The following is a 23,100-nucleotide window of genomic DNA, read 5'->3' on the forward strand; positions in this document are numbered from 1 at the left end:
CGTGGCGTTAATCGCGTCACCTGTAGAGTTGTTGTCAGCGAATGTAACCTCAGGTTTTTAATGAGAAAATAGTTGACAGAAGGGCAGCATGAGTTGAAAATGCTGCCTCGTTCAGGAGGGGTTCCCGAGCGGCCAAAGGGATCAGACTGTAAATCTGACGTCTACGACTTCGAAGGTTCGAATCCTTCCCCCTCCACCAAATTTAAGCGTTAGCAGCAAGCGCCGCGGGTATAGTTTAGCGGTAGAACCTCAGCCTTCCAAGCTGATGATGCGGGTTCGATTCCCGCTACCCGCTCCAAGTTTGCTGTTAGTGCAATGTGTTTCGCTCTTGTAGCTCAGTTGGTAGAGCACACCCTTGGTAAGGGTGAGGTCAGCAGTTCGAATCTGCTCAAGAGCTCCATTACCAGGGCAGATATGAAAATATCTGCCTTTGTTTTAAGCGGTCAAGATTCATTCTTCTATTGGAGATGGTGTCGATGGCTAAAGAAAAGTTCGAACGCAAGAAGCCGCACTTGAACGTTGGTACCATTGGTCACGTTGATCATGGAAAAACGACCTTGACTGCAGCTCTGACCAAAGTATGCGCTGAAGCATTCGGTGGTTCTGCTCGCGACTTCTCTCAAATCGACAATGCTCCTGAAGAAAGAGCGCGCGGCATTACAATTAACACGTCGCACGTTGAATATGATTCTGCGATCCGTCACTACGCTCACGTCGACTGTCCAGGTCACGCTGATTATGTGAAAAACATGATTACCGGTGCTGCACAGATGGATGGCGCGATCTTGGTGTGCTCTGCAGCTGATGGTCCTATGCCGCAGACTCGTGAACACATTTTGCTGTCTCGTCAGGTTGGGGTTCCATACATCGTTGTCTTCCTGAATAAGGCTGACATGGTCGACGATCAAGAGTTGCTTGAACTGGTCGAAATGGAAGTTCGTGATCTGCTGAGTGCGTACGGTTTTCCGGGTGATGAAACCCCGATCGTGATTGGTTCCGCCTTGATGGCGTTGAATGGTCAGGATGAAGGCGGAATGGGCACAACTGCCGTCCGTAAATTGGTTGATACTCTGGACAGTTATATTCCAGAGCCTGAGCGTGCAATCGACAAGCCATTCCTGATGCCGATCGAAGATGTTTTTTCGATCTCAGGTCGCGGTACGGTAGTAACGGGTCGGGTTGAGCGTGGCATCGTCAGGGTGCAGGAAGAGATCGAGATTATCGGTATCGTTCCCACCATAAAGACGACGTGTACGGGTGTTGAAATGTTTCGGAAGCTGCTCGATGAAGGTCGTGCGGGCGAGAACGTCGGAGTACTGTTGCGCGGCACAAAGCGTGATGATGTTCAGCGAGGTCAGGTTCTGGCCAAGCCGGGCTCTGTCAAGCCGCACACCAGGTTCGAAGGCGAAGTGTATATTCTGAGCAAGGAAGAGGGTGGTCGTCATACGCCATTCTTCAAAGGTTACCGTCCGCAGTTTTACTTCCGTACAACGGATGTGACCGGTAACTGTGAATTGCCAGAGGGCATTGAGATGGTAATGCCAGGTGACAACGTGAAAATGGTTGTCACCCTGATTCAACCGATTGCGATGGAAGATGGTCTTCGTTTCGCTATTCGTGAGGGCGGTCGTACCGTCGGCGCGGGTGTCGTAGCTAAAATCATCGAGTAAGTTGTTGAAAAACTCTTGTTGGGCCGGCATAATGGTCGGCCTAATTTTGCTTTTAGGTCAGTAGCTCAATTGGCAGAGCGACGGTCTCCAAAACCGTAGGTTGGGGGTTCGATTCCCTCCTGACCTGCCAGATTCACTCGGTGTTAATCTGGCTTTCTTTTCACAGGATCCTCGTAGATGACTCCCAAGGCTGAAGCCCAAGACTCTCGCTTTGACCTGCTTAAATGGCTCCTGGTAGCCGTTTTGGTGGTCGTAGGTGTTGTCGGCAATCAGTACTACTCAGCGGAACCGATCCTGTACCGCGTGCTTGTATTGCTTGCTATTGCTGCTGCTGCTGCGTTTGTTGGTTTGCAGACAGGAAAAGGTAAAGCTTTCTTCGTGTTGGCAAAGGAAGCTCGTACCGAGATTCGTAAAGTCGTTTGGCCTACTCGCCAAGAAACTACGCAGACCACATTGATTGTTGTGGCTGTTGTGTTGGTTATGGCGCTGCTGTTGTGGGGTTTAGATTCCCTGCTCGGTTGGCTTGTTTCTTTGATTGTCGGCTAAGGGTGTCCCGTGGCTAAGCGTTGGTACGTAGTGCATGCTTACTCCGGTTATGAGAAGCATGTCATGCGCTCTCTGCTTGAGCGTGTGAAGCTGGCTGGCATGGAAGAAGGCTTCGGCGAAATTCTGGTTCCCACTGAAGAAGTGGTTGAAATGCGTAATGGCCAGAAACGCAAAAGCGAGCGCAAATTCTTTCCAGGCTATGTGCTGGTACAGATGGATATGAATGAGGGTACTTGGCACTTGGTCAAGGACACTCCTCGTGTGATGGGTTTCATCGGCGGTACCGCTGATAAGCCAGCACCGATCACTGATAAAGAGGCAGAAGCGATTCTGCGTCGTGTCGCTGATGGTAGCGACAAGCCGAAGCCAAAAACACTGTTCGAGCCAGGTGAAGTTGTTCGTGTCACCGATGGTCCGTTCGCTGATTTTAACGGCACGGTTGAAGAAGTTAACTACGAAAAAAGCCGGATCCAAGTCGCTGTGCTTATTTTCGGTCGCTCTACTCCGGTAGAGTTAGAGTTCAGCCAGGTCGAAAAGGCATAGCTGAACGAAAATCCCAACCCCGCAGCCTTAGGCTGTGGGGTTTTGTCGTCACTGGGATAAACGCGCAAGTAACCGGGGAGCCTTTTAAGGCGTCTGAACCCGTAATTGGAGTGCCTCATGGCCAAGAAAATTACCGCTTACATCAAGCTGCAAGTGAAGGCCGCTCAGGCTAACCCAAGCCCACCTGTTGGTCCTGCACTGGGTCAGCATGGCGTGAACATCATGGAATTCTGCAAGGCTTTCAACGCCCGTACTCAGGGTCTTGAAGCAGGTCTGCCGACTCCAGTGATCATCACTGTCTACAGCGACCGTAGCTTCACTTTCGAAACCAAATCCACACCTGCTTCGGTTCTGCTGAAGAAAGCTGCTGGTCTGACTAGCGGTTCAGCTCGTCCGAACACCGTTAAGGTTGGCACCGTGACCCGTGCTCAGCTGGAAGAAATCGCGAAAACCAAAAACGCGGATCTGACAGCAAGTGATATGGACGCCGCTGTGCGTACCATCGCTGGCTCTGCTCGTAGCATGGGCCTTAACGTGGAGGGTGTGTAATGGCTAAGTTGACTAAGCGCCAAAAAGCTATCGCGGCTAAAATCGAGCCGGGCAAAGCTTATAACTTCGCAGACGCAGCTGCTCTCTTGACCGAGCTGTCGACGGTCAAGTTCAGCGAATCTGTTGACGTTGCGGTTAACCTTGGTGTTGACCCGCGTAAATCCGATCAGGTTGTTCGCAGTGCAACCGTGCTTCCGCACGGCACTGGCAAAACTGTTCGCGTTGCTGTGTTCACTCAGGGCCCTGCTGCTGAAGCTGCTCTGGCTGCTGGCGCTGATCGCGTTGGTATGGACGACCTGGCCGCCGAAATGAAAGCCGGCAACCTGAACTTCGACGTTGTTATCGCCTCCCCGGACGCGATGCGTGTTGTTGGTCAGTTGGGTCAGATCCTCGGCCCACGTGGCCTGATGCCTAACCCTAAAGTCGGCACCGTGACGCCAGACGTAGCCACAGCGGTTAAAAACGCCAAGGCTGGTCAGGTTCGTTATCGCACCGACAAAAACGGCATCATCCACACTTCCGTTGGCAAAGTCGGTTTCGACGCTGTCAAGTTGAAGGAAAACGTTGAAGCGCTGATCGCTGATTTGAAGCGTATCAAGCCAGCTTCTTCGAAAGGTATTTATGTCAAGCGCGTTACCCTGAGCACCACTATGGGCCCAGGTCTGGTCATCGACCAAGGCTCGCTGGACGCGTAAGACAAATGGGTGCAGGCGACTGCACCTATGAAAGATTGGGGTCCCTGCCTGGCGGGGGCTATCCAAGACCGTAGGCGGCGAAAGTCTTAAACCTCAAGCCTACGCAGATGGTGCTCCCGGTTCCTTACCGAATCAGACACCAAAACGACATCCGACCTCGGTTGGATGAAACGGTAACAAGCAGGAGTTAACCCGTGGCAATTAAACTCGAAGACAAGAAGGCCATCGTCGCTGAAGTCAACGAGGCTGCCAAAGTAGCTCTGTCCGCTGTCGTGGCTGATGCCCGCGGTGTGACAGTAAGCGCTATGACCGGACTCCGTAAAGAGGCCCGTGAAGCAGGCGTGTACGTACGTGTTGTACGTAACACCTTGCTGCGACGCGCCGTTGCAGGCACTCAATATGACGTGCTCAACGACGTGTTCACAGGCCCGACCTTGGTTGCGTTCTCCAACGAACATCCTGGCGCTGCTGCCCGTTTGTTCAAGGAATTCGCCAAAGGTCAGGATAAGTTCGAGATCAAGGCAGCTGCGTTCGAGGGCAAGTTCCTCGCAGCTAATCAGATCGACGTACTGGCAACTCTGCCGACCCGTAACGAAGCTATTTCTCAGCTGATGAGCGTGATTCAAGGCGCTACCAGCAAGTTGGCTCGTACTCTGGCGGCTGTTCGCGAACAAAAAGAAGCTGCCGCAGCTTAAGGCTGAGCACTTCTTCTCGCGTATTTTTGTTTATTTCGATGGCCGCGTAGGCCGTCCCCAAATCAGGAATTAGAGTCATGTCTATCTCTCAAGACGATATCCTCAACGCCGTAGCTGAAATGTCCGTTCTGCAGGTTGTTGAGCTGATCAAAGCTTTCGAAGAAAAATTCGGCGTTTCTGCTGCCGCTGCTTCGGCCGGCCCAGCTGCTGCTGCTGCTGTTGTTGAAGAACAGACTGAATTCAACGTTATGTTGACCGAAACTGGCGAGAAAAAAGTTAACGTGATCAAGGCTGTACGTGAACTGACTGGCCTGGGCTTGAAAGAAGCCAAAGCTGTAGTTGACGGCGCTCCTGGCATCGTTCTGGAAGCTGTATCGAAAGATGCTGCTGACAAAGCCAAAGCTGTTCTGGAAGAAGCAGGCGCTAAAGTCGAGCTGAAATAAGCATCGACTTTGCGTATCCAGCCCAAGCGTTAAGCGAAAGGCTGATGGCTGGTGGCTCTTGCCACCGGCCTTTTTCCGTTATAGATGGCTGGCCTGGTCAGCATCTGTAACGTGTAAGAGCCACCCGATGCGGGTGGTGCAAACCAAGGGGTTTGCACGATTTTCTGGCTGCTCCCGTCGGGAGAAGCCAAACAAGCAGGTGACCAAGCTGGGGAACGCTGATGGCTTACTCATATACTGAGAAAAAACGTATCCGCAAGGACTTTAGCAAGTTGCCGGACGTAATGGATGTGCCGTATCTCCTGGCCATCCAGCTGGATTCGTATCGCGAATTCCTGCAAGCGGGAGCTACCAAAGATCAGTTCCGCGACGTCGGTCTGCATGCAGCCTTCAAATCCGTTTTCCCGATCATCAGCTACTCCGGCAATGCTGCGCTGGAGTATGTGGGTTATCGCTTGGGCGAACCGGCATTTGATGTCAAAGAGTGCGTGCTGCGCGGTGTGACTTACGCTGTGCCTTTGCGGGTCAAGGTCCGTTTGATCATTTTCGACAAAGAATCGTCGAACAAAGCGATCAAGGACATCAAAGAGCAAGAAGTCTACATGGGTGAAATTCCCCTGATGACTGAGAACGGTACCTTCGTAATCAACGGTACCGAGCGCGTAATCGTTTCCCAGTTGCACCGTTCCCCGGGCGTGTTCTTCGACCACGACCGCGGCAAGACGCACAGCTCCGGTAAGCTGCTTTATTCCGCGCGTATCATTCCGTACCGCGGCTCGTGGCTGGACTTCGAGTTCGACCCGAAAGACTGCGTGTTTGTTCGTATCGACCGTCGTCGTAAGCTGCCTGCGTCCGTATTGTTGCGCGCGCTCGGCTATACGACTGAGCAAGTGCTCGATGCGTTCTATACCACCAACATTTTCCATGTGCAGGGTGAAAACCTGAATCTGGAGCTGATTCCTCAGCGTCTTCGTGGCGAAATTGCGGCTATTGATATCCTTGACGACAAAGGCAAAGTCATTGTCGAGCAAGGCCGTCGGATTACCGCTCGCCATGTAAACCAGATGGAAAAAGCCGGGATCAAAGAGCTGGAAGTGCCTCTGGACTATGTCCTGGGTCGCACTACCGCCAAGATCATCGTGCATCCAGCTACCGGTGAAATCATTGCCGAATGCAATACAGAGCTGAACACCGAGATTCTGGCAAAAATCGCCAAGGCTCAGGTTGTCCGTGTCGAAACGTTGTACACCAACGATATCGATTGCGGTCCGTTTGTCTCTGACACGCTGAAGATCGACTCCACCAGCAACCAATTGGAAGCGCTGGTCGAGATCTATCGCATGATGCGTCCTGGTGAGCCACCGACCAAAGATGCAGCCGAAACGCTGTTCAACAACCTGTTCTTCAGCCCTGAGCGCTATGACCTGTCTGCGGTCGGCCGGATGAAGTTCAACCGTCGTATCGGTCGTACCGAGATCGAAGGTTCGGGTGTGTTGTGCAAAGAAGATATCGTTGCCGTCCTGAAGACGCTGGTTGATATCCGTAACGGTAAAGGCATCGTCGACGACATCGACCACTTGGGTAACCGTCGTGTTCGTTGTGTTGGCGAAATGGCCGAAAACCAGTTCCGCGTTGGCCTGGTACGTGTAGAGCGTGCGGTCAAAGAGCGTCTGTCGATGGCGGAAAGCGAAGGTCTGATGCCTCAAGACCTGATCAACGCCAAGCCAGTCGCGGCCGCGGTCAAAGAGTTCTTCGGTTCCAGCCAGCTTTCGCAGTTCATGGACCAGAACAACCCGCTGTCCGAGATCACCCACAAACGTCGTGTCTCTGCACTCGGCCCTGGTGGTTTGACTCGTGAACGTGCCGGCTTCGAAGTTCGTGACGTACACCCGACTCACTATGGTCGCGTATGCCCGATTGAAACGCCGGAAGGTCCGAACATCGGTCTGATCAACTCCTTGGCCGCCTATGCGCGTACCAACCAGTACGGCTTCCTCGAAAGCCCGTACCGTGTGGTTAAAGACGCACTGGTGACTAACGAGATCGTGTTCCTCTCGGCTATCGAAGAAGCGGATCACGTTATCGCTCAGGCTTCGGCCACGATGAACGACTCCGGTCACCTGATCGACGAATTGGTTGCGGTACGTCACCTCAACGAATTCACCGTCAAGGCGCCTGAAGACGTGACGCTGATGGACGTTTCGCCGAAGCAGGTAGTTTCGGTAGCGGCCTCGCTGATCCCGTTCCTCGAGCACGACGACGCCAACCGTGCGTTGATGGGTTCGAACATGCAGCGTCAGGCGGTACCGACCCTGCGTTCCGACAAGCCGCTGGTCGGCACCGGGATGGAGCGTAACGTAGCCCGTGACTCCGGCGTTTGCGTCGTGGCTCGTCGTGGCGGCGTGATCGACTCGGTTGATGCCAGCCGTATCGTGGTTCGTGTTGCTGATGATGAAGTTGAAACCGGTGAAGCCGGTGTAGACATCTACAACCTGACCAAATACACCCGCTCCAACCAGAACACCTGCATCAACCAGCGTCCGCTGGTGAGCAAGGGTGATCGGGTTGAGCGCAGCGACATCATGGCTGACGGTCCGTCCACCGATATGGGTGAGCTGGCGCTGGGTCAGAACATGCGCATCGCATTCATGGCGTGGAACGGCTACAACTTCGAAGACTCCATCCTCCTTTCCGAGCGTGTTGTTCAAGAAGACCGTTTCACCACGATCCACATTCAGGAACTGACCTGTGTGGCTCGTGACACCAAGCTTGGGCCTGAAGAGATCACTGCAGACATCCCGAACGTGGGTGAAGCTGCACTGAACAAGCTTGATGAAGCCGGTATCGTTTATGTCGGTGCTGAAGTCGGCGCTGGCGACATTCTGGTCGGTAAAGTCACTCCGAAAGGCGAGACCCAGCTGACACCAGAAGAAAAACTGTTGCGTGCGATCTTCGGTGAGAAAGCGAGCGACGTTAAGGACACTTCCCTGCGCGTACCTACAGGTACCAAGGGCACTGTCATCGACGTTCAGGTCTTCACTCGTGACGGTGTTGAGCGTGATGCTCGTGCTCTGTCCATCGAGAAGATCCAGCTCGACGAAATCCGTAAGGACTTGAACGAAGAGTTCCGTATCGTCGAAGGCGCTACGTTCGAACGTCTGCGTTCCGCTTTGGTAGGCCGTACGGCTGAAGGCGGCGCAGGTCTGAAGAAAGGTCAGGACATCACCGACGAAATTCTCGACGGTCTTGAGCATGGTCAGTGGTTCAAACTGCGCATGGTTGAAGATGCTCTGAACGAGCAGCTCGAGAAAGCTCAGGCTTACATCGTTGATCGTCGCCGCCTTCTGGACGACAAGTTCGAAGACAAGAAACGCAAGCTGCAACAGGGCGATGACCTGGCACCTGGCGTTCTGAAGATCGTCAAGGTTTACCTGGCAATCCGTCGTCGCATCCAGCCGGGTGACAAGATGGCTGGTCGTCACGGTAACAAAGGTGTGGTCTCCGTGATCATGCCGGTTGAAGACATGCCGCACGATGCCAATGGCACGCCGGTCGATATCGTCCTCAACCCGCTGGGCGTACCTTCGCGTATGAACGTCGGTCAGATCCTCGAAACCCACCTGGGCCTTGCTGCCAAGGGCTTGGGTGAGAAGATCAACCGTATGCTTGAAGAGCAGCGTAAAGTCGCAGACTTGCGCAAGTTCCTCAACGAGATCTACAACGAAATCGGCGGTCGCCAGGAAAACCTGGAAGACTTCACCGACAAGGAAATCCTGGATCTCGCGAAGAACCTTCGTAACGGCGTGCCAATGGCAACTCCGGTGTTCGACGGTGCCAAGGAAAGCGAAATCAAGGCAATGCTTAAACTGGCTGATATGCCAGAAAGCGGCCAGATGCAGCTGTTCGACGGTCGTACCGGCAACAAATTCGAGCGCCCGGTAACCGTTGGCTACATGTACATGCTGAAGCTGAACCACTTGGTGGACGACAAGATGCACGCGCGTTCCACTGGTTCTTACAGCCTGGTTACCCAGCAGCCGCTGGGTGGTAAGGCACAGTTCGGTGGTCAGCGTTTCGGGGAGATGGAAGTGTGGGCGCTGGAAGCATACGGCGCGGCTTACACTCTGCAAGAAATGCTCACAGTGAAGTCGGACGATGTGAACGGTCGGACCAAGATGTACAAAAACATCGTGGACGGCGATCACCGTATGGAGCCGGGCATGCCCGAGTCCTTCAACGTGTTGATCAAAGAAATTCGTTCGCTCGGTATCGATATCGATCTGGAAACCGAATAACACGTGACGCGAATTGGGAGCAGGGCTGTATTGCCTGCTCCCTGCTCCGCCAGGAGGAAAGGCCTTGAAAGACCTACTGAATTTGCTGAAAAACCAGGGTCAAGTCGAAGAGTTCGACGCCATCCGTATTGGATTGGCATCGCCTGAGATGATCCGTTCGTGGTCGTTCGGTGAAGTTAAAAAGCCGGAAACCATCAACTACCGTACGTTCAAACCTGAGCGTGACGGCCTGTTCTGCGCCAAGATCTTTGGCCCGGTAAAGGATTACGAGTGCCTGTGCGGTAAGTACAAGCGCTTGAAGCATCGTGGTGTGATCTGCGAGAAGTGCGGCGTAGAAGTCGCGCTGGCAAAAGTTCGTCGCGAGCGTATGGCTCACATCGAACTGGCCTCGCCAGTTGCCCACATCTGGTTCCTGAAGTCACTGCCGTCCCGTATCGGCTTGCTGATGGACATGACCCTGCGTGATATCGAACGCGTTCTCTATTTCGAGAGCTATGTCGTTATCGATCCAGGCATGACCACCCTTGAAAAGGGTCAGCTGCTCAACGACGAGCAGTACTTTGAAGCGCTCGAAGAGTTCGGCGATGACTTCGACGCCCGTATGGGTGCTGAAGCTGTCCGCGAACTGCTGCACGCTATCGACCTGGAACACGAGATTGGCCGTCTGCGCGAAGAAATTCCGCAAACCAACTCCGAAACCAAAATCAAGAAGCTGTCCAAGCGCTTGAAGTTGATGGAAGCCTTCCAGGGTTCCGGCAACCTTCCTGAGTGGATGGTGCTGACTGTTCTGCCAGTTCTGCCGCCAGATCTGCGTCCGTTGGTTCCGCTTGACGGTGGTCGTTTTGCGACGTCTGACCTCAACGATCTGTATCGTCGAGTGATCAACCGTAACAACCGTTTGAAGCGCCTGCTTGATCTGTCCGCTCCGGACATCATCGTGCGCAACGAAAAGCGTATGTTGCAGGAAGCGGTCGATGCCTTGCTCGACAACGGCCGTCGTGGCCGTGCCATCACGGGTTCGAACAAGCGTCCTCTGAAGTCCCTGGCTGACATGATCAAGGGTAAGCAAGGTCGTTTCCGTCAGAACTTGCTCGGTAAGCGTGTTGACTACTCGGGTCGTTCGGTAATTACCGTAGGCCCGGCTCTGCGTCTGCACCAGTGCGGACTGCCGAAGAAAATGGCTCTCGAGCTGTTCAAACCGTTCATTTTCGGCAAGTTGGAAATGCGTGGCCTCGCCACCACCATCAAAGCCGCGAAGAAAATGGTTGAGCGCGAGTTGCCAGAGGTTTGGGACGTTCTCGCTGAAGTTATTCGCGAACACCCGGTCCTCCTCAACCGTGCACCGACCCTTCACCGTCTGGGTATCCAGGCGTTTGAACCGGTTCTGATCGAAGGTAAAGCTATCCAGCTTCACCCGCTGGTCTGCGCTGCGTACAACGCCGACTTCGACGGCGACCAAATGGCCGTTCACGTACCGCTGACGCTGGAAGCCCAGCTCGAAGCGCGTGCGCTGATGATGTCGACCAACAACATCCTGTCGCCAGCCAACGGTGAGCCAATCATCGTTCCGTCGCAGGACGTTGTATTGGGTCTGTACTACATGACGCGTGAAGCGATCAACGCCAAGGGCGAAGGTCGTGTGTTCGCGGATCTGCAGGAAGTTGACCGTGTATTCCGTGCCGGCGAAGCCGCGCTGCATGCCAAAGTCAAAGTCCGCATCCACGAAACCGTCAACGATCGTGATGGTGGCAGCGTCAAGAACACCCGTATCGTCGACACAACCGTCGGCCGTGCGCTGTTGTTCCAGGTGGTTCCGGCCGGCCTGTCGTACGACGTGGTCAACCAGCCGATGAAGAAAAAAGCGATCTCCAAACTGATCAACCAGTGCTACCGCGTGGTTGGTTTGAAAGAGACCGTTATTTTCGCTGACCAATTGATGTACACCGGTTTTGCCTACTCGACTATTTCGGGTGTTTCCATTGGTGTTAACGACTTCGTTATCCCTGATGAAAAAGCTCGCATCATCGACGCCGCGACCGAAGAAGTTAAAGAGATCGAAAGTCAGTACGCCTCAGGCCTGGTAACCCAGGGCGAGAAGTACAACAAGGTGATCGACCTCTGGTCCAAGGCCAACGACGAAGTCTCCAAGGCGATGATGTCGAACCTCTCGAAAGAGAAGGTCATCGACCGTCATGGCGTCGAAGTTGATCAGGAATCCTTCAACTCGATGTACATGATGGCTGACTCCGGCGCACGGGGTTCTGCTGCACAGATTCGTCAGCTCGCAGGTATGCGTGGTTTGATGGCCAAGCCGGATGGCTCGATCATCGAAACGCCAATCACTGCGAACTTCCGTGAAGGTTTGAGCGTACTTCAGTACTTCATCTCCACTCACGGTGCTCGTAAAGGTTTGGCGGATACCGCGTTGAAAACTGCGAACTCCGGTTATCTGACGCGTCGTCTGGTAGACGTGGCTCAGGATCTGGTGGTTACAGAAGTCGACTGCGGTACCGAGCACGGTCTGCTGATGACGCCGCACATTGAAGGCGGCGACGTTGTTGAGCCATTGGGTGAGCGCGTACTGGGTCGAGTTATCGCTCGTGACGTGTTCAAGCCGGGTACTGATGATGTCATCGTTCCTGCCGGCACCCTGGTTGACGAGAAGTGGGTTGAGTTCATCGAGCTGAACAGCATCGACGAAGTGATCGTACGTTCGCCAATCAGCTGCGAAACCCGTTTCGGTATCTGCGCCAAGTGCTACGGTCGTGACCTGGCTCGCGGGCATCAGGTGAACATCGGTGAAGCTGTCGGCGTAATCGCTGCACAGTCGATCGGTGAGCCGGGTACTCAGCTGACCATGCGTACGTTCCACATCGGTGGTGCTGCAAGCCGGACCTCTGCTGCTGACAGCGTTCAGGTGAAGAATGGCGGTACTGTCCGCCTGCACAACCTGAAACACGTTGAGCGAGTTGATGGTTGCCTGGTGGCAGTGTCTCGTTCCGGTGAGCTGGCTATCGCTGATGACTACGGTCGTGAGCGTGAGCGTTACAAGCTGCCGTACGGTGCTGTGATTTCGGTGAAGGAAGGCGACAAGGTCGACGCTGGCGCAATCGTGGCCAAGTGGGATCCGCACACTCACCCAATCGTCACCGAGATGAAAGGTACCGTGACCTACGTGGGCATGGAAGAAGGCATCACGATCAAGCGTCAGACAGACGAATTGACCGGTATGACCAACATCGAAGTACTCGACGCCAAAGACCGTCCTGCAGCCGGTAAAGACATCCGTCCTGCCGTTAAGATGGTGGGTGTGGACGGCAAGGATCTGTTGCTGCCAGGTACAGACGTACCGGCTCAATACTTCTTGCCGGCCAACGCCCTCGTCGGTGTTGCGGATGGTGTGCAGGTTGCGATCGGTGATGTTATCGCCCGTATCCCGCAAGAGACTTCGAAGACCCGTGACATCACCGGTGGTCTGCCGCGTGTTGCCGACTTGTTCGAAGCGCGTCGTCCGAAAGAAGCCTCCATTCTGGCTGAAGTCAGCGGCACCATCGCGTTCGGTAAAGAGACCAAAGGCAAGCGCCGTCTGGTCATTACCCCGAACGATGGCAGCGACCTGTACGAAGAGCTGATTCCAAAGTGGCGTCACCTGAACGTCTTCGAAGGCGAACAAGTGAACCGCGGTGAAGTTATCTCCGACGGCCCGAGCGATCCACACGATATCCTGCGTCTGCTGGGTGTGAGTGCGCTGGCCAAGTACATCGTCAACGAGATTCAGGACGTTTACCGTCTGCAAGGCGTGAAGATCAACGATAAGCACATCGAAACGATTCTTCGTCAGATGCTGCGTAAAGTTGAGATCGCCGAGTCTGGCGATTCAACCTTCATCAAGGGCGACCAGATGGAGTTGACGCATGTTCTGGTCGAGAACGAGCGCCTGAGTGCAGACGAGAAATTCGTTTCCAAGTTCACTCGTGTGTTGCTGGGTATTACCAAGGCATCGTTGTCCACCGAGTCGTTCATCTCCGCAGCCTCCTTCCAGGAGACAACGCGGGTACTGACCGAAGCGGCTGTAACCGGCAAGCGCGACTACTTGCGCGGCCTGAAAGAAAACGTGGTCGTGGGTCGTTTGATCCCGGCCGGTACCGGTCTGGCTTATCACAGCGAGCGCAAACGTCGCCGTGAAGCAGACAAACCGTTGCGTGTTAGCGCCAGTGAAGTCGAAGCCGCACTGACCGAAGCGTTGAACTCAAGCGGTAATTGAGATTGAAGCCCTGGCCCTCCCGGCCAAAAGACAATAGCGTTATGCTGTTGTCTTCATGGTCGGGGAGGTTGGGGCTTTGTCTTGACTGGGGGCAGGATCCTCTTTAGACTCTTGTACCCCTAAATTTGGCGGGACTCGTGTCCTGCCATTTTGCTTTTCTTGTAAGACAATAGCGTCGCAAGACAACAGTGGAGCTAGTAGATGGCAACTATCAACCAGCTGGTACGTCAGCCGCGTAAGCGTATCGTCGAGAAATCCGACGTACCTGCGCTGCAGAACTGCCCGCAACGTCGTGGCGTATGCACTCGTGTGTATACAACTACGCCGAAAAAACCTAACTCGGCACTGCGTAAAGTATGCCGTGTGCGCCTGACCAACGGTTTCGAGGTTTCCTCGTACATCGGTGGTGAAGGTCACAACCTGCAAGAGCACAGCGTCGTACTGATTCGTGGCGGTCGTGTAAAAGACTTGCCAGGTGTTCGTTACCACACCGTTCGCGGCTCCCTGGATACTTCCGGCGTTAAAGGTCGTAACCAAGGTCGTTCGAAATACGGTACCAAACGTCCGAAGTAATCGGCCGTTTTTTGCTATAAATTGCAGATTTCTATTTTTCTGAGTCGATAAGAGTAAGGTCGGGCGCACCTCGCAAGAGCGCTGTGGTCCCGAGCTAACCTGAAGACCGTTTGAGGGCTTATCCATGCCAAGAAGACGCGTAGCAGCCAAGCGCGATGTGCTTGACGATCCAAAATACGGCAGCCAGATTCTGGCCAAGTTCATGAACCACGTGATGGAAAGCGGCAAGAAAGCCGTTGCCGAACGTATCGTTTATGGCGCGCTGGAAAAAGTTAAAGAACGCAAGAACAGCGACCCCCTGGAAATCTTCGAGAAAGCTCTCGACGCCATCGCTCCGCTGGTCGAAGTGAAGTCGCGCCGTGTAGGCGGTGCTACTTACCAGGTTCCGGTCGAAGTTCGTCCGTCCCGTCGTAACGCCCTGGCAATGCGCTGGTTGGTAGACTTCGCGCGCAAGCGTGGCGAAAAGTCTATGGCCCTGCGTTTGGCTGGCGAATTGATGGACGCTGCTGAAGGTAAAGGTGCTGCAGTTAAGAAGCGTGAAGACGTGCACCGTATGGCTGAAGCCAACAAGGCTTTCTCGCACTACCGCTTCTAATTTCAGCGTCACTAATTTTGCGAGGGCTTTATGGCTCGTACTACTCCGATTAACCGCTACCGTAACATTGGTATCGTAGCTCACGTGGATGCTGGTAAAACCACCACCACCGAGCGCGTCCTTTTTTACACCGGCGTAAACCACAAAATGGGCGAGGTGCATGATGGCGCCGCGACCATGGACTGGATGGTGCAGGAGCAGGAGCGTGGTATCACTATCACCTCCGCTGCAACCACGGCCTTCTGGTCGGGTTCTGCCAAGCAATTCGACAAGTATCGCTTCAACATCATCGATACCCCTGGCCACGTTGACTTCACTATTGAAGTAGAGCGTTCGCTGCGCGTACTCGATGGCGCTGTCGTTGTGTTCTGTGGTACCTCGGGTGTTGAGCCTCAGTCGGAAACCGTATGGCGTCAAGCCAACAAATACGGCGTTCCGCGTCTTGTTTACGTAAACAAGATGGACCGTGCGGGTGCTAACTTCCTGCGCGTTGTCGCTCAGATCAAGCAGCGCCTGGGTCACACTCCAGTCCCTATTCAGCTCGCTATCGGCGCTGAAGATAACTTCCAGGGTCAGATCGATCTGATCAACATGGAAGCGGTCTACTGGGATGACGCTGACAAGGGCATGGCTCCTCGCCGCGAAGCAATTCCGGCGGACATGCTTGAGCTGGCTGAAGAGTGGCGCGGCAACATGGTAGAAGCTGCGGCTGAAGCCAACGAAGAGCTGATGAACAAGTACCTCGAAGGTGAAGAACTCACCATCGACGAAATCAAGTCTGCTCTGCGTCAGCGCACTATCGCTGGTGAGATCGTTCTTGCTGTCTGCGGTTCTTCGTTCAAGAACAAGGGCGTTCCCCTGGTTCTCGACGCCGTTATCGATTTCCTGCCGGCTCCAGCCGACATTCCAGCCATCAAGGGTTCTGACCCGGATGACGAAGAAGTCGCAATGGAACGTCATGCAAACGACGACGAACCGTTCTCGGCTCTGGCTTTCAAAATTGCTACCGACCCATTCGTGGGTACTCTGACTTTCGTGCGCGTTTACTCGGGCGTGTTGAGCTCCGGCGACGGCGTGATCAACTCGGTCAAGGGCAAGAAAGAGCGCGTTGGTCGTATGGTGCAAATGCATGCGAACACTCGTGAAGAGATCAAGGAAGTACGCGCTGGTGACATCGCGGCCTTGATCGGTATGAAGGACGTCACCACCGGTGACACCCTTTGCTCGAGCGACAAGCCGATCATCCTCGTTCGTATGGACTTCCCGGAACCCGTTATTTCGGTTGCCGTTGAGCCAAAGACCAAGGATGACCAGGAAAAAATGGGTATCGCTCTGGGCAAACTTGCTCAGGAAGATCCATCTTTCCGCGTCAAAACTGATGAAGAGACTGGTCAAACGATCATCTCTGGCATGGGCGAGTTGCACCTGGACATCCTGGTAGACCGGATGCGCCGTGAGTTCAACGTCGAAGCCAACATCGGTAAGCCACAGGTTTCCTATCGTGAAAAAATCACGAAGGCCTGTGAGATCGAGGGCAAGTTCGTTCGCCAGTCCGGCGGTCGTGGTCAGTTCGGCCACTGCTGGATTCGTTTTGCTCCTGCTGACGAAGGTCAGGAAGGTCTGCAATTCGTGAACGAAGTAGTGGGTGGTGTGGTTCCTAAGGAATTCATCCCGGCTATCCAGAAGGGTATCGAAGAGCAGATGAAGAACGGCGTTGTTGCCGGCTATCCGCTGATCGGCCTGAAGGCTACCGTGTTCGATGGTTCTTACCATGACGTCGACTCCAACGAGATGGCGTTTAAGGTGGCTGCTTCCATGGCGACCAAGCAGTTGGCCACTAAAGGTGGTGGTGTGCTGCTTGAGCCGGTCATGGCTGTAGAGGTTGTTACACCTGAGGACTATATGGGTGACGTGATGGGCGACTTGAATCGTCGTCGCGGCATGATCTTGGGTATGGAAGATACGGTTTCCGGCAAAGTGATTCGCGCCGAGGTTCCGTTGGGTGAGATGTTCGGTTATGCGACCGACGTCCGTTCCATGTCCCAGGGTCGCGCGAGCTACTCTATGGAATTCAAAAAATACGATGTAGCTCCGGCGCATATCGTCGAAGCTGTCACTAAAAAACAAGGCTGATTCAGCCCCTTTAGGCTAGGAGTTAATTGTCGTGGCTAAAGAAAAATTTGAACGTACCCTCCCGCACGTCAACGTTGGCACCATTGGTCACGTTGACCATGGCAAAACCACGCTGACTGCTGCTCTGACTCGAGTGGCTGCAGAAGCGTTTGGTGGTAAAGCAGCTGATTTCGGCAGCATCGATAGCGCGCCGGAAGAAAAGGCTCGTGGTATCACCATCAACACTGCTCACGTTGAATATCACACCAAGATCCGTCACTACGCTCACGTTGACTGCCCAGGTCACGCTGACTATGTGAAGAACATGATCACTGGTGCTGCGCAGATGGACGGCGCTATCCTGGTTTGCTCGGCTGCTGATGGTCCTATGCCTCAGACCCGCGAGCACATCCTGTTGTCCCGTCAGGTAGGTGTTCCGTACATCGTGGTTTACCTGAACAAGGCTGACCTGGTAGACGACGCTGAGCTGCTGGAACTGGTTGAGATGGAAGTGCGCGATCTGCTGAGCACTTACGACTTCCCGGGTGACGACACTCCAATCATTATCGGTTCCGCGCGTATGGCGCTGGAAGGTCTGGACGATAACGAAATGGGCACCACTTCGGTTCTTAAACTGCTTGAGACTCTGGACAGCTACATTCCAGATCCAGTACGTGCGATCGACAAGCCGTTCCTGATGCCAATCGAAGACGTGTTCTCGATCTCTGGTCGTGGCACCGTGGTAACAGGCCGTATCGAGCGTGGGATCATCAAGATCCAGGAATCGATCGAGATCGTTGGTCTGCGTGACACCGTCACCACTACCTGCACCGGCGTTGAAATGTTCCGTAAGCTGCTCGACGAAGGTCGTGCTGGCGAGAACTGCGGCGTGCTGTTGCGCGGTACCAAGCGTGAAGACGTTGAGCGTGGCCAGGTTCTGGTCAAGCCAGGTTCGGTTAAGCCGCACACTACGTTCACCGCAGAAGTTTACGTTCTGAGCAAGGAAGAAGGCGGTCGCCACACTCCGTTCTTCAAAGGCTACCGTCCACAGTTCTACTTCCGTACAACTGACGTGACCGGTAACTGCGAATTGCCAGAAGGCGTTGAAATGGTAATGCCAGGTGATAACATTCAAATGACTGTTACCCTGATCAAAACCATCGCGATGGAAGAAGGTCTGCGTTTCGCCATTCGTGAAGGCGGTCGTACCGTCGGCGCTGGCGTAGTAGCCAAGATCCTCGCGTAAGCGTTGATTGATAAAAGGGCCCCCGCTTGCGGGGGCTTTTTTATTGGGTTGACACTAGGTTGGGCCGTCTATAGAATTGCGCCTCCTTTTAACGGGCGTATTGCGTCCGGTGGGAATAGCAGCTGGGAGTCTGAAATCCAATGCAAAATCAGCAAATCCGTATCAGGTTGAAGGCTTTTGACCATCGTCTGATCGACCAATCCACCCAGGAAATCGTGGAAACCGCGAAACGTACTGGTGCACAAGTGCGTGGTCCGATTCCACTTCCTACCCGTAAAGAACGGTTCACTGTTCTGGTTTCTCCGCACGTCAACAAAGACGCGCGTGACCAGTATGAGATCCGTACTCACAAGCGCGTTCTGGACATCGTCCAGCCAACGGATAAAACCGTTGACGCACTTATGAAGCTTGATCTTGCGGCCGGTGTGGAAGTACAGATCAGCCTCGGCTAAGACTCGGGTCTTAGTCGTGTAACGCTCTGAAATGGGCGGCCATAGCGGGTGAAAGCCCCGTACACTCATGAGGTTTACAACATGACTATTGGTGTAGTCGGTCGTAAATGCGGTATGACCCGTATTTTCACCGAAGAAGGTGTCTCCATTCCGGTTACGGTCATTGAGATCGAGCCGAATCGCGTCACCCAGTTCAAAACCGAAGAAACTGATGGCTATCGTGCAGTGCAAGTCACTGTCGGTGTGCGTCGTGCTTCGCGTGTGACTGCTGCTCAAGCAGGTCACTTCGCAAAAGCGAACGTTGCTGCTGGTCGCGGTGTTTGGGAGTTCCGTCTTGAAGAAGGCGACTACCAGGCTGGCGACGTAATCAATGCAGAAATCTTCGCCGCTGGTCAGATGGTCGATGTGACCGGTCAGTCCAAAGGTAAAGGTTTCCAGGGTACGATCAAACGCCACAATTTCCGTGGCCAAGACAATACTCACGGCAACTCCGTATCCCACCGCGTCCCAGGCTCAATCGGCCAGTGCCAGACTCCTGGTCGTGTATTCAAGGGCAAAAAAATGTCCGGTCATATGGGCGCTGAGCGCGTGACCGTGCAGTCCCTGGAAGTGGTGCGCGTGGACGCTGAACGCAATCTGTTGTTGGTCAAGGGTGCTGTTCCTGGCGCTACTGGCGGCAACCTGGTTGTACGTCCGGCAGCCAAGGCTCGCGGTTAAGGGGAAGCTGACATGCAATTAAATGTAAATGACGCTCAGGCGATCGAAGTTTCCGAACTGACGTTCGGCGGCGAGTTCAACGAGACGCTGGTTCACCAAGCAGTCGTGGCCTACATGGCCGGCGGCCGTCAAGGTAGCAAGGCCCAGAAGACCCGTTCAGACGTTTCCGGTGGCGGTAAGCGCCCATGGCGTCAGAAAGGTACTGGTCGTGCTCGTGCCGGTACTATCCGTAGCCCAATCTGGCGTGGCGGCGGTACCACTTTCGCTGCTCGTCCTCAGGATCACTCCCAGAAACTCAACAAGAAGATGTATCGCGCAGCATTGCGCTCCATCCTTGCTGAGCTGGTACGTACTGATCGTCTGGTCGTGGTTCAGGACTTCGTAGTTGAAGCGCCGAAAACCAAAGACCTGCTGAACAAGCTGAATGGCATGGGTCTGACTGATGTCTTGATCGTGTCTGATGCTGTTGATCAGAACCTGTACCTGGCTGCTCGTAACCTGCCGCACGTTGATGTTCGTGACGTACAGGGTTCCGATCCAGTTAGTCTGATCGCATACGACAAGGTGTTGATCACCGTGTCGGCCGTGAAGAAATTCGAGGAGCTGCTGGGATGAACCAGGAACGCGTATTTAAAGTTCTACTCGGCCCGCACGTTTCCGAGAAGGCTACGGTTCTGGCTGACAAGAAAGGCCAGTTCGTTTTCAAGGTTGCTACAGACGCAACCAAGCTGGAAATCAAGAAGGCCGTCGAAAGCCTGTTCAGCGTGAAAGTAGAGCGTGTTACTACCCTGAATGTTCTGGGTAAGAGCAAACGTACTGCTCGCGGTCTGGGCAAGCGTAATGACTGGAAGAAGGCGATTATTTCCCTTCAACCGGGCCAAGATCTCGATTTCAGCAGCAGTGCTGAGTAAGGAAGGGGTGCATCATGGCAATCGTTAAATGCAAACCGACTTCCCCTGGCCGCCGTTTTGTGGTCAAGGTGGTCAACCAGGAGCTGCATAAAGGCGCTCCTCACGCACCGCTGCTCGAGAAGAAATCGAAGACTGGTGGTCGTAACAACAATGGCCGTATTACCACGCGTCACATCGGTGGTGGTCATAAGCAGCATTATCGTTTGGTCGATTTCCGTCGTAACGACAAAGATGGCATCACTGCCACCGTTGAGCGTATCGAATACGATCCAAACCGTACTGCTCACATCGCCCTGCTGTTGTACGCAGACGGCGAGCGCCGCTACATTATTGCCCCTAAAGGCATTAGTGCTGGCGACCAGCTGATCGCAGGTGCCTTGGCACCGATCAAGCCGGGCAACGCTCTTCAGTTGCGCAACATTCCAGTGGGTAGCACCGTACACGGCATCGAGTTGAAGCCGGGTAAAGGCGCGCAAATCGCTCGTTCCGCTGGTGCTTCTGCTCAGCTGATCGCTCGTGAAGGTGTCTACGTGACCCTGCGTCTGCGCTCTGGTGAAATGCGTAAAGTATTGGCTGAATGCCGTGCAACGCTTGGCGAAGTCTCGAACTCCGAGCACAGCCTGCGTTCGCTGGGTAAAGCTGGTGCCAAACGCTGGCGTGGCGTTCGCCCAACCGTTCGTGGTGTTGCCATGAACCCGGTTGACCACCCACATGGTGGTGGTGAAGGTCGTACCTCTGGTGGTCGTCATCCGGTATCGCCGTGGGGCTTCCCGACTAAGGGCGCGAAGACTCGTGGTAATAAGCGTACCGACAAAATGATCGTCCGTCGTCGCAAGTAAATAGAGGGATACGACAGTGCCACGTTCTCTGAAAAAAGGTCCTTTTATCGATCTTCACCTACTGAAGAAGATCGAAGTGGCGGCGGAAAAGAATGATCGCAAACCAGTTAAGACCTGGTCGCGCCGTTCTATGATCCTGCCGCAAATGGTCGGTTTGACCATTGCTGTGCATAACGGTCGTCAACATGTCCCAGTTCTTGTGAACGAAGACATGGTCGGCCATAAACTAGGCGAGTTTGCCGGTACCCGCACTTATCGTGGGCACGTGGCAGACAAGAAAGCCAAGCGTTAAGGGGTAAGGAACGATGGAAGTAGCCGCTAAGTTGTCGGGCGCTCGAATCTCCGCCCAGAAAGCCCGCTTGGTCGCCGACCAGATCCGCGGGAAGAAGGTGGGCGAAGCGCTCAACCTGTTGGCTTTCAGCAGTAAGAAAGCCGCCGAGATCCTGAAGAAAGTGCTGGAGTCGGCCGTAGCCAACGCCGAGCATAACGAAGGCGCAGACGTTGATGACCTTAAGGTCTCCACCGTTTTCGTCAACGAAGGGCGTTCGCTGAAGCGAATCATGCCGCGTGCCAAAGGCCGCGCTGATCGCATCGTCAAGCGGTCTTGCCATATCACTGTCAAGGTTGCTGACAAGTAACGGAGTCGAAGAGATGGGTCAGAAAGTACATCCCATTGGCATTCGCCTGGGAATCGTCAAGGAGCACACCTCCGTCTGGTACGCAGACGGTCGGACTTATGCGGACTATTTGTTCGCTGATCTGAAGGTGCGCGAGTATCTCCAAGACAAACTAAAAAGCGCGTCCGTAAGCCGTATCGATATCCATCGTCCGGCTCAGACTGCACGTATCACCATCCACACCGCTCGTCCCGGCATCGTGATCGGCAAGAAAGGTGAAGATGTTGAGAAACTGCGTCAGGACCTGACCAAGCAAATGGGTGTGCCTGTGCACATCAATATCGAAGAGATCCGCAAGCCGGAGCTCGACGGTATGCTGGTTGCGCAGAGCGTAGCTCAGCAGCTGGAGCGTCGCGTAATGTTCCGTCGCGCTATGAAGCGCGCTGTTCAGAACGCCATGCGCATTGGTGCCAAAGGCATCAAAATCCAAGTGAGCGGTCGTCTCGGCGGTGCTGAAATCGCACGTACTGAATGGTATCGCGAGGGTCGTGTGCCACTGCACACCCTGCGTGCTGACATCGACTATGCCAACTACGAAGCTCACACCACTTATGGTGTGATCGGTGTAAAGGTTTGGATCTTCAAAGGCGAAGTAATTGGTGGTCGCCAAGAAGAGCTGAAACCACAAGCACCAGCGCCTCGTAAAAAAGCTGCTAAGTAAGGGGTACGCCAAATGTTGCAACCAAAGCGTACGAAGTTCCGCAAGCAGATGACAGGCCACAACCGTGGCTTGGCTCAGCGCGGTAGCAAAGTCAGCTTCGGCGAATATGCGCTGAAGTCTGTTGCTCGTGGTCGTCTCACCGCTCGTCAGATTGAGTCAGCGCGTCGTGCTCTGACCCGTCACGTTAAACGTGGCGGCAAAATCTGGATCCGTGTATTCCCGGACAAACCTGTAACCAAAAAGCCACTCGAAGTTCGGATGGGTAAAGGTAAGGGTAACGTTGAGTACTGGGTTGCCCAGATTCAGCCAGGCAAAGTCCTGTATGAAATCGAGGGTGTTACTGAAGAGCTGGCGCGTGAGGCTTTCGCCCTGGCTGCTGCGAAGCTGCCACTCGCCACCTCCTTTGTTAAACGGACGGTGATGTGATGAAAGCGAATGAACTTCGTGAAAAATCAGCACAGCAGCTGAACGAGCAATTGCTCGGCCTGCTGCGCGACCAGTTCAATCTGCGTATGCAGAAAGCAACTGGCCAGTTGGGGCAGTCTCACCTGCTCTCGCAAGTTAAACGTGACATTGCTCGCGTGAAGACTGTGCTTAACCAGCAGGCAGGTAAGTGA

23 protein-coding genes and 4 tRNA genes are annotated in these 23,100 nt (G+C 54.2%); all 27 read left to right on the forward strand.

What is annotated here, in order from left to right:
• The first annotated feature begins 114 nt into the window (after nt 1–114).
• Nucleotides 115–199: transfer RNA gene (locus AC1MEA_RS09805), tRNA-Tyr, on the forward strand.
• Nucleotides 200–224: 25 nt separating this feature from the next.
• A tRNA-Gly gene (locus tag AC1MEA_RS09810) sits at nt 225–298 on the forward strand.
• A gap of 26 nt (nt 299–324) precedes the next feature.
• A tRNA-Thr gene (locus AC1MEA_RS09815) sits at nt 325–400 on the forward strand.
• Between the two features lie 76 nt (nt 401–476).
• Nucleotides 477–1,670: an elongation factor Tu gene (gene tuf, locus AC1MEA_RS09820; RefSeq protein WP_219062801.1), complete on the forward strand. Its 1,194-nt coding sequence runs from the start codon at nt 477–479 to the stop codon at nt 1,668–1,670.
• A gap of 54 nt (nt 1,671–1,724) precedes the next feature.
• Nucleotides 1,725–1,800 (forward strand) — tRNA-Trp (locus AC1MEA_RS09825).
• A gap of 47 nt (nt 1,801–1,847) precedes the next feature.
• Entirely contained in the window at nt 1,848–2,216 is a 369-nt protein-coding gene (gene secE / locus AC1MEA_RS09830; protein ID WP_219062800.1) for a preprotein translocase subunit SecE, read from the forward strand.
• A 9-nt stretch (nt 2,217–2,225) separates the two neighbouring features.
• A complete protein-coding gene (nusG, locus tag AC1MEA_RS09835; protein ID WP_219062798.1) occupies nt 2,226–2,759 on the forward strand; it encodes a transcription termination/antitermination protein NusG in 534 nt (177 codons plus the stop codon).
• A 117-nt stretch (nt 2,760–2,876) separates the two neighbouring features.
• A complete protein-coding gene (rplK, locus tag AC1MEA_RS09840) occupies nt 2,877–3,308 on the forward strand; it encodes a 50S ribosomal protein L11 (RefSeq protein WP_219062797.1) in 432 nt (143 codons plus the stop codon).
• Nucleotides 3,308–4,003, forward strand: a complete 696-nt coding sequence (gene rplA / locus AC1MEA_RS09845) for a 50S ribosomal protein L1 (protein ID WP_219062796.1) — start codon at nt 3,308–3,310, stop codon at nt 4,001–4,003. Before rplK ends, rplA begins: the two co-directional genes overlap by 1 nt.
• 194 nt (nt 4,004–4,197) lie before the next feature.
• Nucleotides 4,198–4,698: a 50S ribosomal protein L10 gene (gene rplJ / locus AC1MEA_RS09850; RefSeq protein ID WP_219062794.1), complete on the forward strand. Its 501-nt coding sequence runs from the start codon at nt 4,198–4,200 to the stop codon at nt 4,696–4,698.
• A 77-nt stretch (nt 4,699–4,775) separates the two neighbouring features.
• On the forward strand, nt 4,776–5,141 hold the full coding sequence (rplL, locus tag AC1MEA_RS09855; RefSeq protein WP_219062792.1) for a 50S ribosomal protein L7/L12: 366 nt from the start codon (nt 4,776–4,778) through the stop codon (nt 5,139–5,141).
• Nucleotides 5,142–5,362: 221 nt separating this feature from the next.
• The gene (rpoB, locus tag AC1MEA_RS09860; protein WP_219062791.1) at nt 5,363–9,436 is read left to right on the forward strand and encodes a DNA-directed RNA polymerase subunit beta; all 4,074 of its coding nucleotides are present in this window, start codon (nt 5,363–5,365) and stop codon (nt 9,434–9,436) included.
• Nucleotides 9,437–9,500: 64 nt separating this feature from the next.
• Nucleotides 9,501–13,700: a DNA-directed RNA polymerase subunit beta' gene (rpoC, locus tag AC1MEA_RS09865; protein ID WP_219062790.1), complete on the forward strand. Its 4,200-nt coding sequence runs from the start codon at nt 9,501–9,503 to the stop codon at nt 13,698–13,700.
• A 201-nt stretch (nt 13,701–13,901) separates the two neighbouring features.
• Nucleotides 13,902–14,273, forward strand: coding sequence for a 30S ribosomal protein S12 (rpsL, locus tag AC1MEA_RS09870; protein ID WP_003186084.1), 372 nt, complete (start codon nt 13,902–13,904; stop codon nt 14,271–14,273).
• A 124-nt stretch (nt 14,274–14,397) separates the two neighbouring features.
• Nucleotides 14,398–14,868 carry a 30S ribosomal protein S7 gene (gene rpsG / locus AC1MEA_RS09875; protein ID WP_003400433.1) on the forward strand — a complete coding sequence of 157 codons (471 nt, stop codon included), beginning with the start codon at nt 14,398–14,400 and terminating at the stop codon, nt 14,866–14,868.
• Between the two features lie 30 nt (nt 14,869–14,898).
• Entirely contained in the window at nt 14,899–17,001 is a 2,103-nt protein-coding gene (fusA, locus tag AC1MEA_RS09880; RefSeq protein WP_219062789.1) for an elongation factor G, read from the forward strand.
• 31 nt (nt 17,002–17,032) lie between these two features.
• The gene (tuf, locus tag AC1MEA_RS09885; protein WP_219062788.1) at nt 17,033–18,226 is read left to right on the forward strand and encodes an elongation factor Tu; all 1,194 of its coding nucleotides are present in this window, start codon (nt 17,033–17,035) and stop codon (nt 18,224–18,226) included.
• Between the two features lie 140 nt (nt 18,227–18,366).
• A complete protein-coding gene (rpsJ, locus tag AC1MEA_RS09890; RefSeq protein ID WP_003186070.1) occupies nt 18,367–18,678 on the forward strand; it encodes a 30S ribosomal protein S10 in 312 nt (103 codons plus the stop codon).
• Between the two features lie 81 nt (nt 18,679–18,759).
• On the forward strand, nt 18,760–19,395 hold the full coding sequence (gene rplC, locus AC1MEA_RS09895) for a 50S ribosomal protein L3 (RefSeq protein ID WP_219062787.1): 636 nt from the start codon (nt 18,760–18,762) through the stop codon (nt 19,393–19,395).
• Between the two features lie 12 nt (nt 19,396–19,407).
• Entirely contained in the window at nt 19,408–20,010 is a 603-nt protein-coding gene (gene rplD, locus AC1MEA_RS09900; RefSeq protein WP_219062785.1) for a 50S ribosomal protein L4, read from the forward strand.
• Complete coding sequence (gene rplW, locus AC1MEA_RS09905) at nt 20,007–20,306, forward strand: 50S ribosomal protein L23 (RefSeq protein WP_017129879.1); 300 nt, start codon at nt 20,007–20,009, stop codon at nt 20,304–20,306. The genes rplD and rplW overlap by 4 nt, the downstream gene beginning before the upstream one ends.
• A gap of 14 nt (nt 20,307–20,320) precedes the next feature.
• On the forward strand, nt 20,321–21,145 hold the full coding sequence (gene rplB, locus AC1MEA_RS09910; RefSeq protein ID WP_219062784.1) for a 50S ribosomal protein L2: 825 nt from the start codon (nt 20,321–20,323) through the stop codon (nt 21,143–21,145).
• Nucleotides 21,146–21,161: 16 nt separating this feature from the next.
• Nucleotides 21,162–21,437, forward strand: a complete 276-nt coding sequence (rpsS, locus tag AC1MEA_RS09915; protein WP_002555486.1) for a 30S ribosomal protein S19 — start codon at nt 21,162–21,164, stop codon at nt 21,435–21,437.
• A 13-nt stretch (nt 21,438–21,450) separates the two neighbouring features.
• The gene (gene rplV, locus AC1MEA_RS09920) at nt 21,451–21,783 is read left to right on the forward strand and encodes a 50S ribosomal protein L22 (protein WP_002555485.1); all 333 of its coding nucleotides are present in this window, start codon (nt 21,451–21,453) and stop codon (nt 21,781–21,783) included.
• Nucleotides 21,784–21,796: 13 nt separating this feature from the next.
• Nucleotides 21,797–22,483, forward strand: a complete 687-nt coding sequence (rpsC, locus tag AC1MEA_RS09925; protein WP_003176422.1) for a 30S ribosomal protein S3 — start codon at nt 21,797–21,799, stop codon at nt 22,481–22,483.
• Between the two features lie 12 nt (nt 22,484–22,495).
• Nucleotides 22,496–22,909, forward strand: a complete 414-nt coding sequence (gene rplP, locus AC1MEA_RS09930) for a 50S ribosomal protein L16 (protein ID WP_095080428.1) — start codon at nt 22,496–22,498, stop codon at nt 22,907–22,909.
• Nucleotides 22,909–23,100: a 50S ribosomal protein L29 gene (gene rpmC, locus AC1MEA_RS09935; protein WP_002555481.1), complete on the forward strand. Its 192-nt coding sequence runs from the start codon at nt 22,909–22,911 to the stop codon at nt 23,098–23,100. Before rplP ends, rpmC begins: the two co-directional genes overlap by 1 nt.

The sequence above is a fragment of the Pseudomonas sp. ASL8 genome (genome assembly GCF_056680355.1).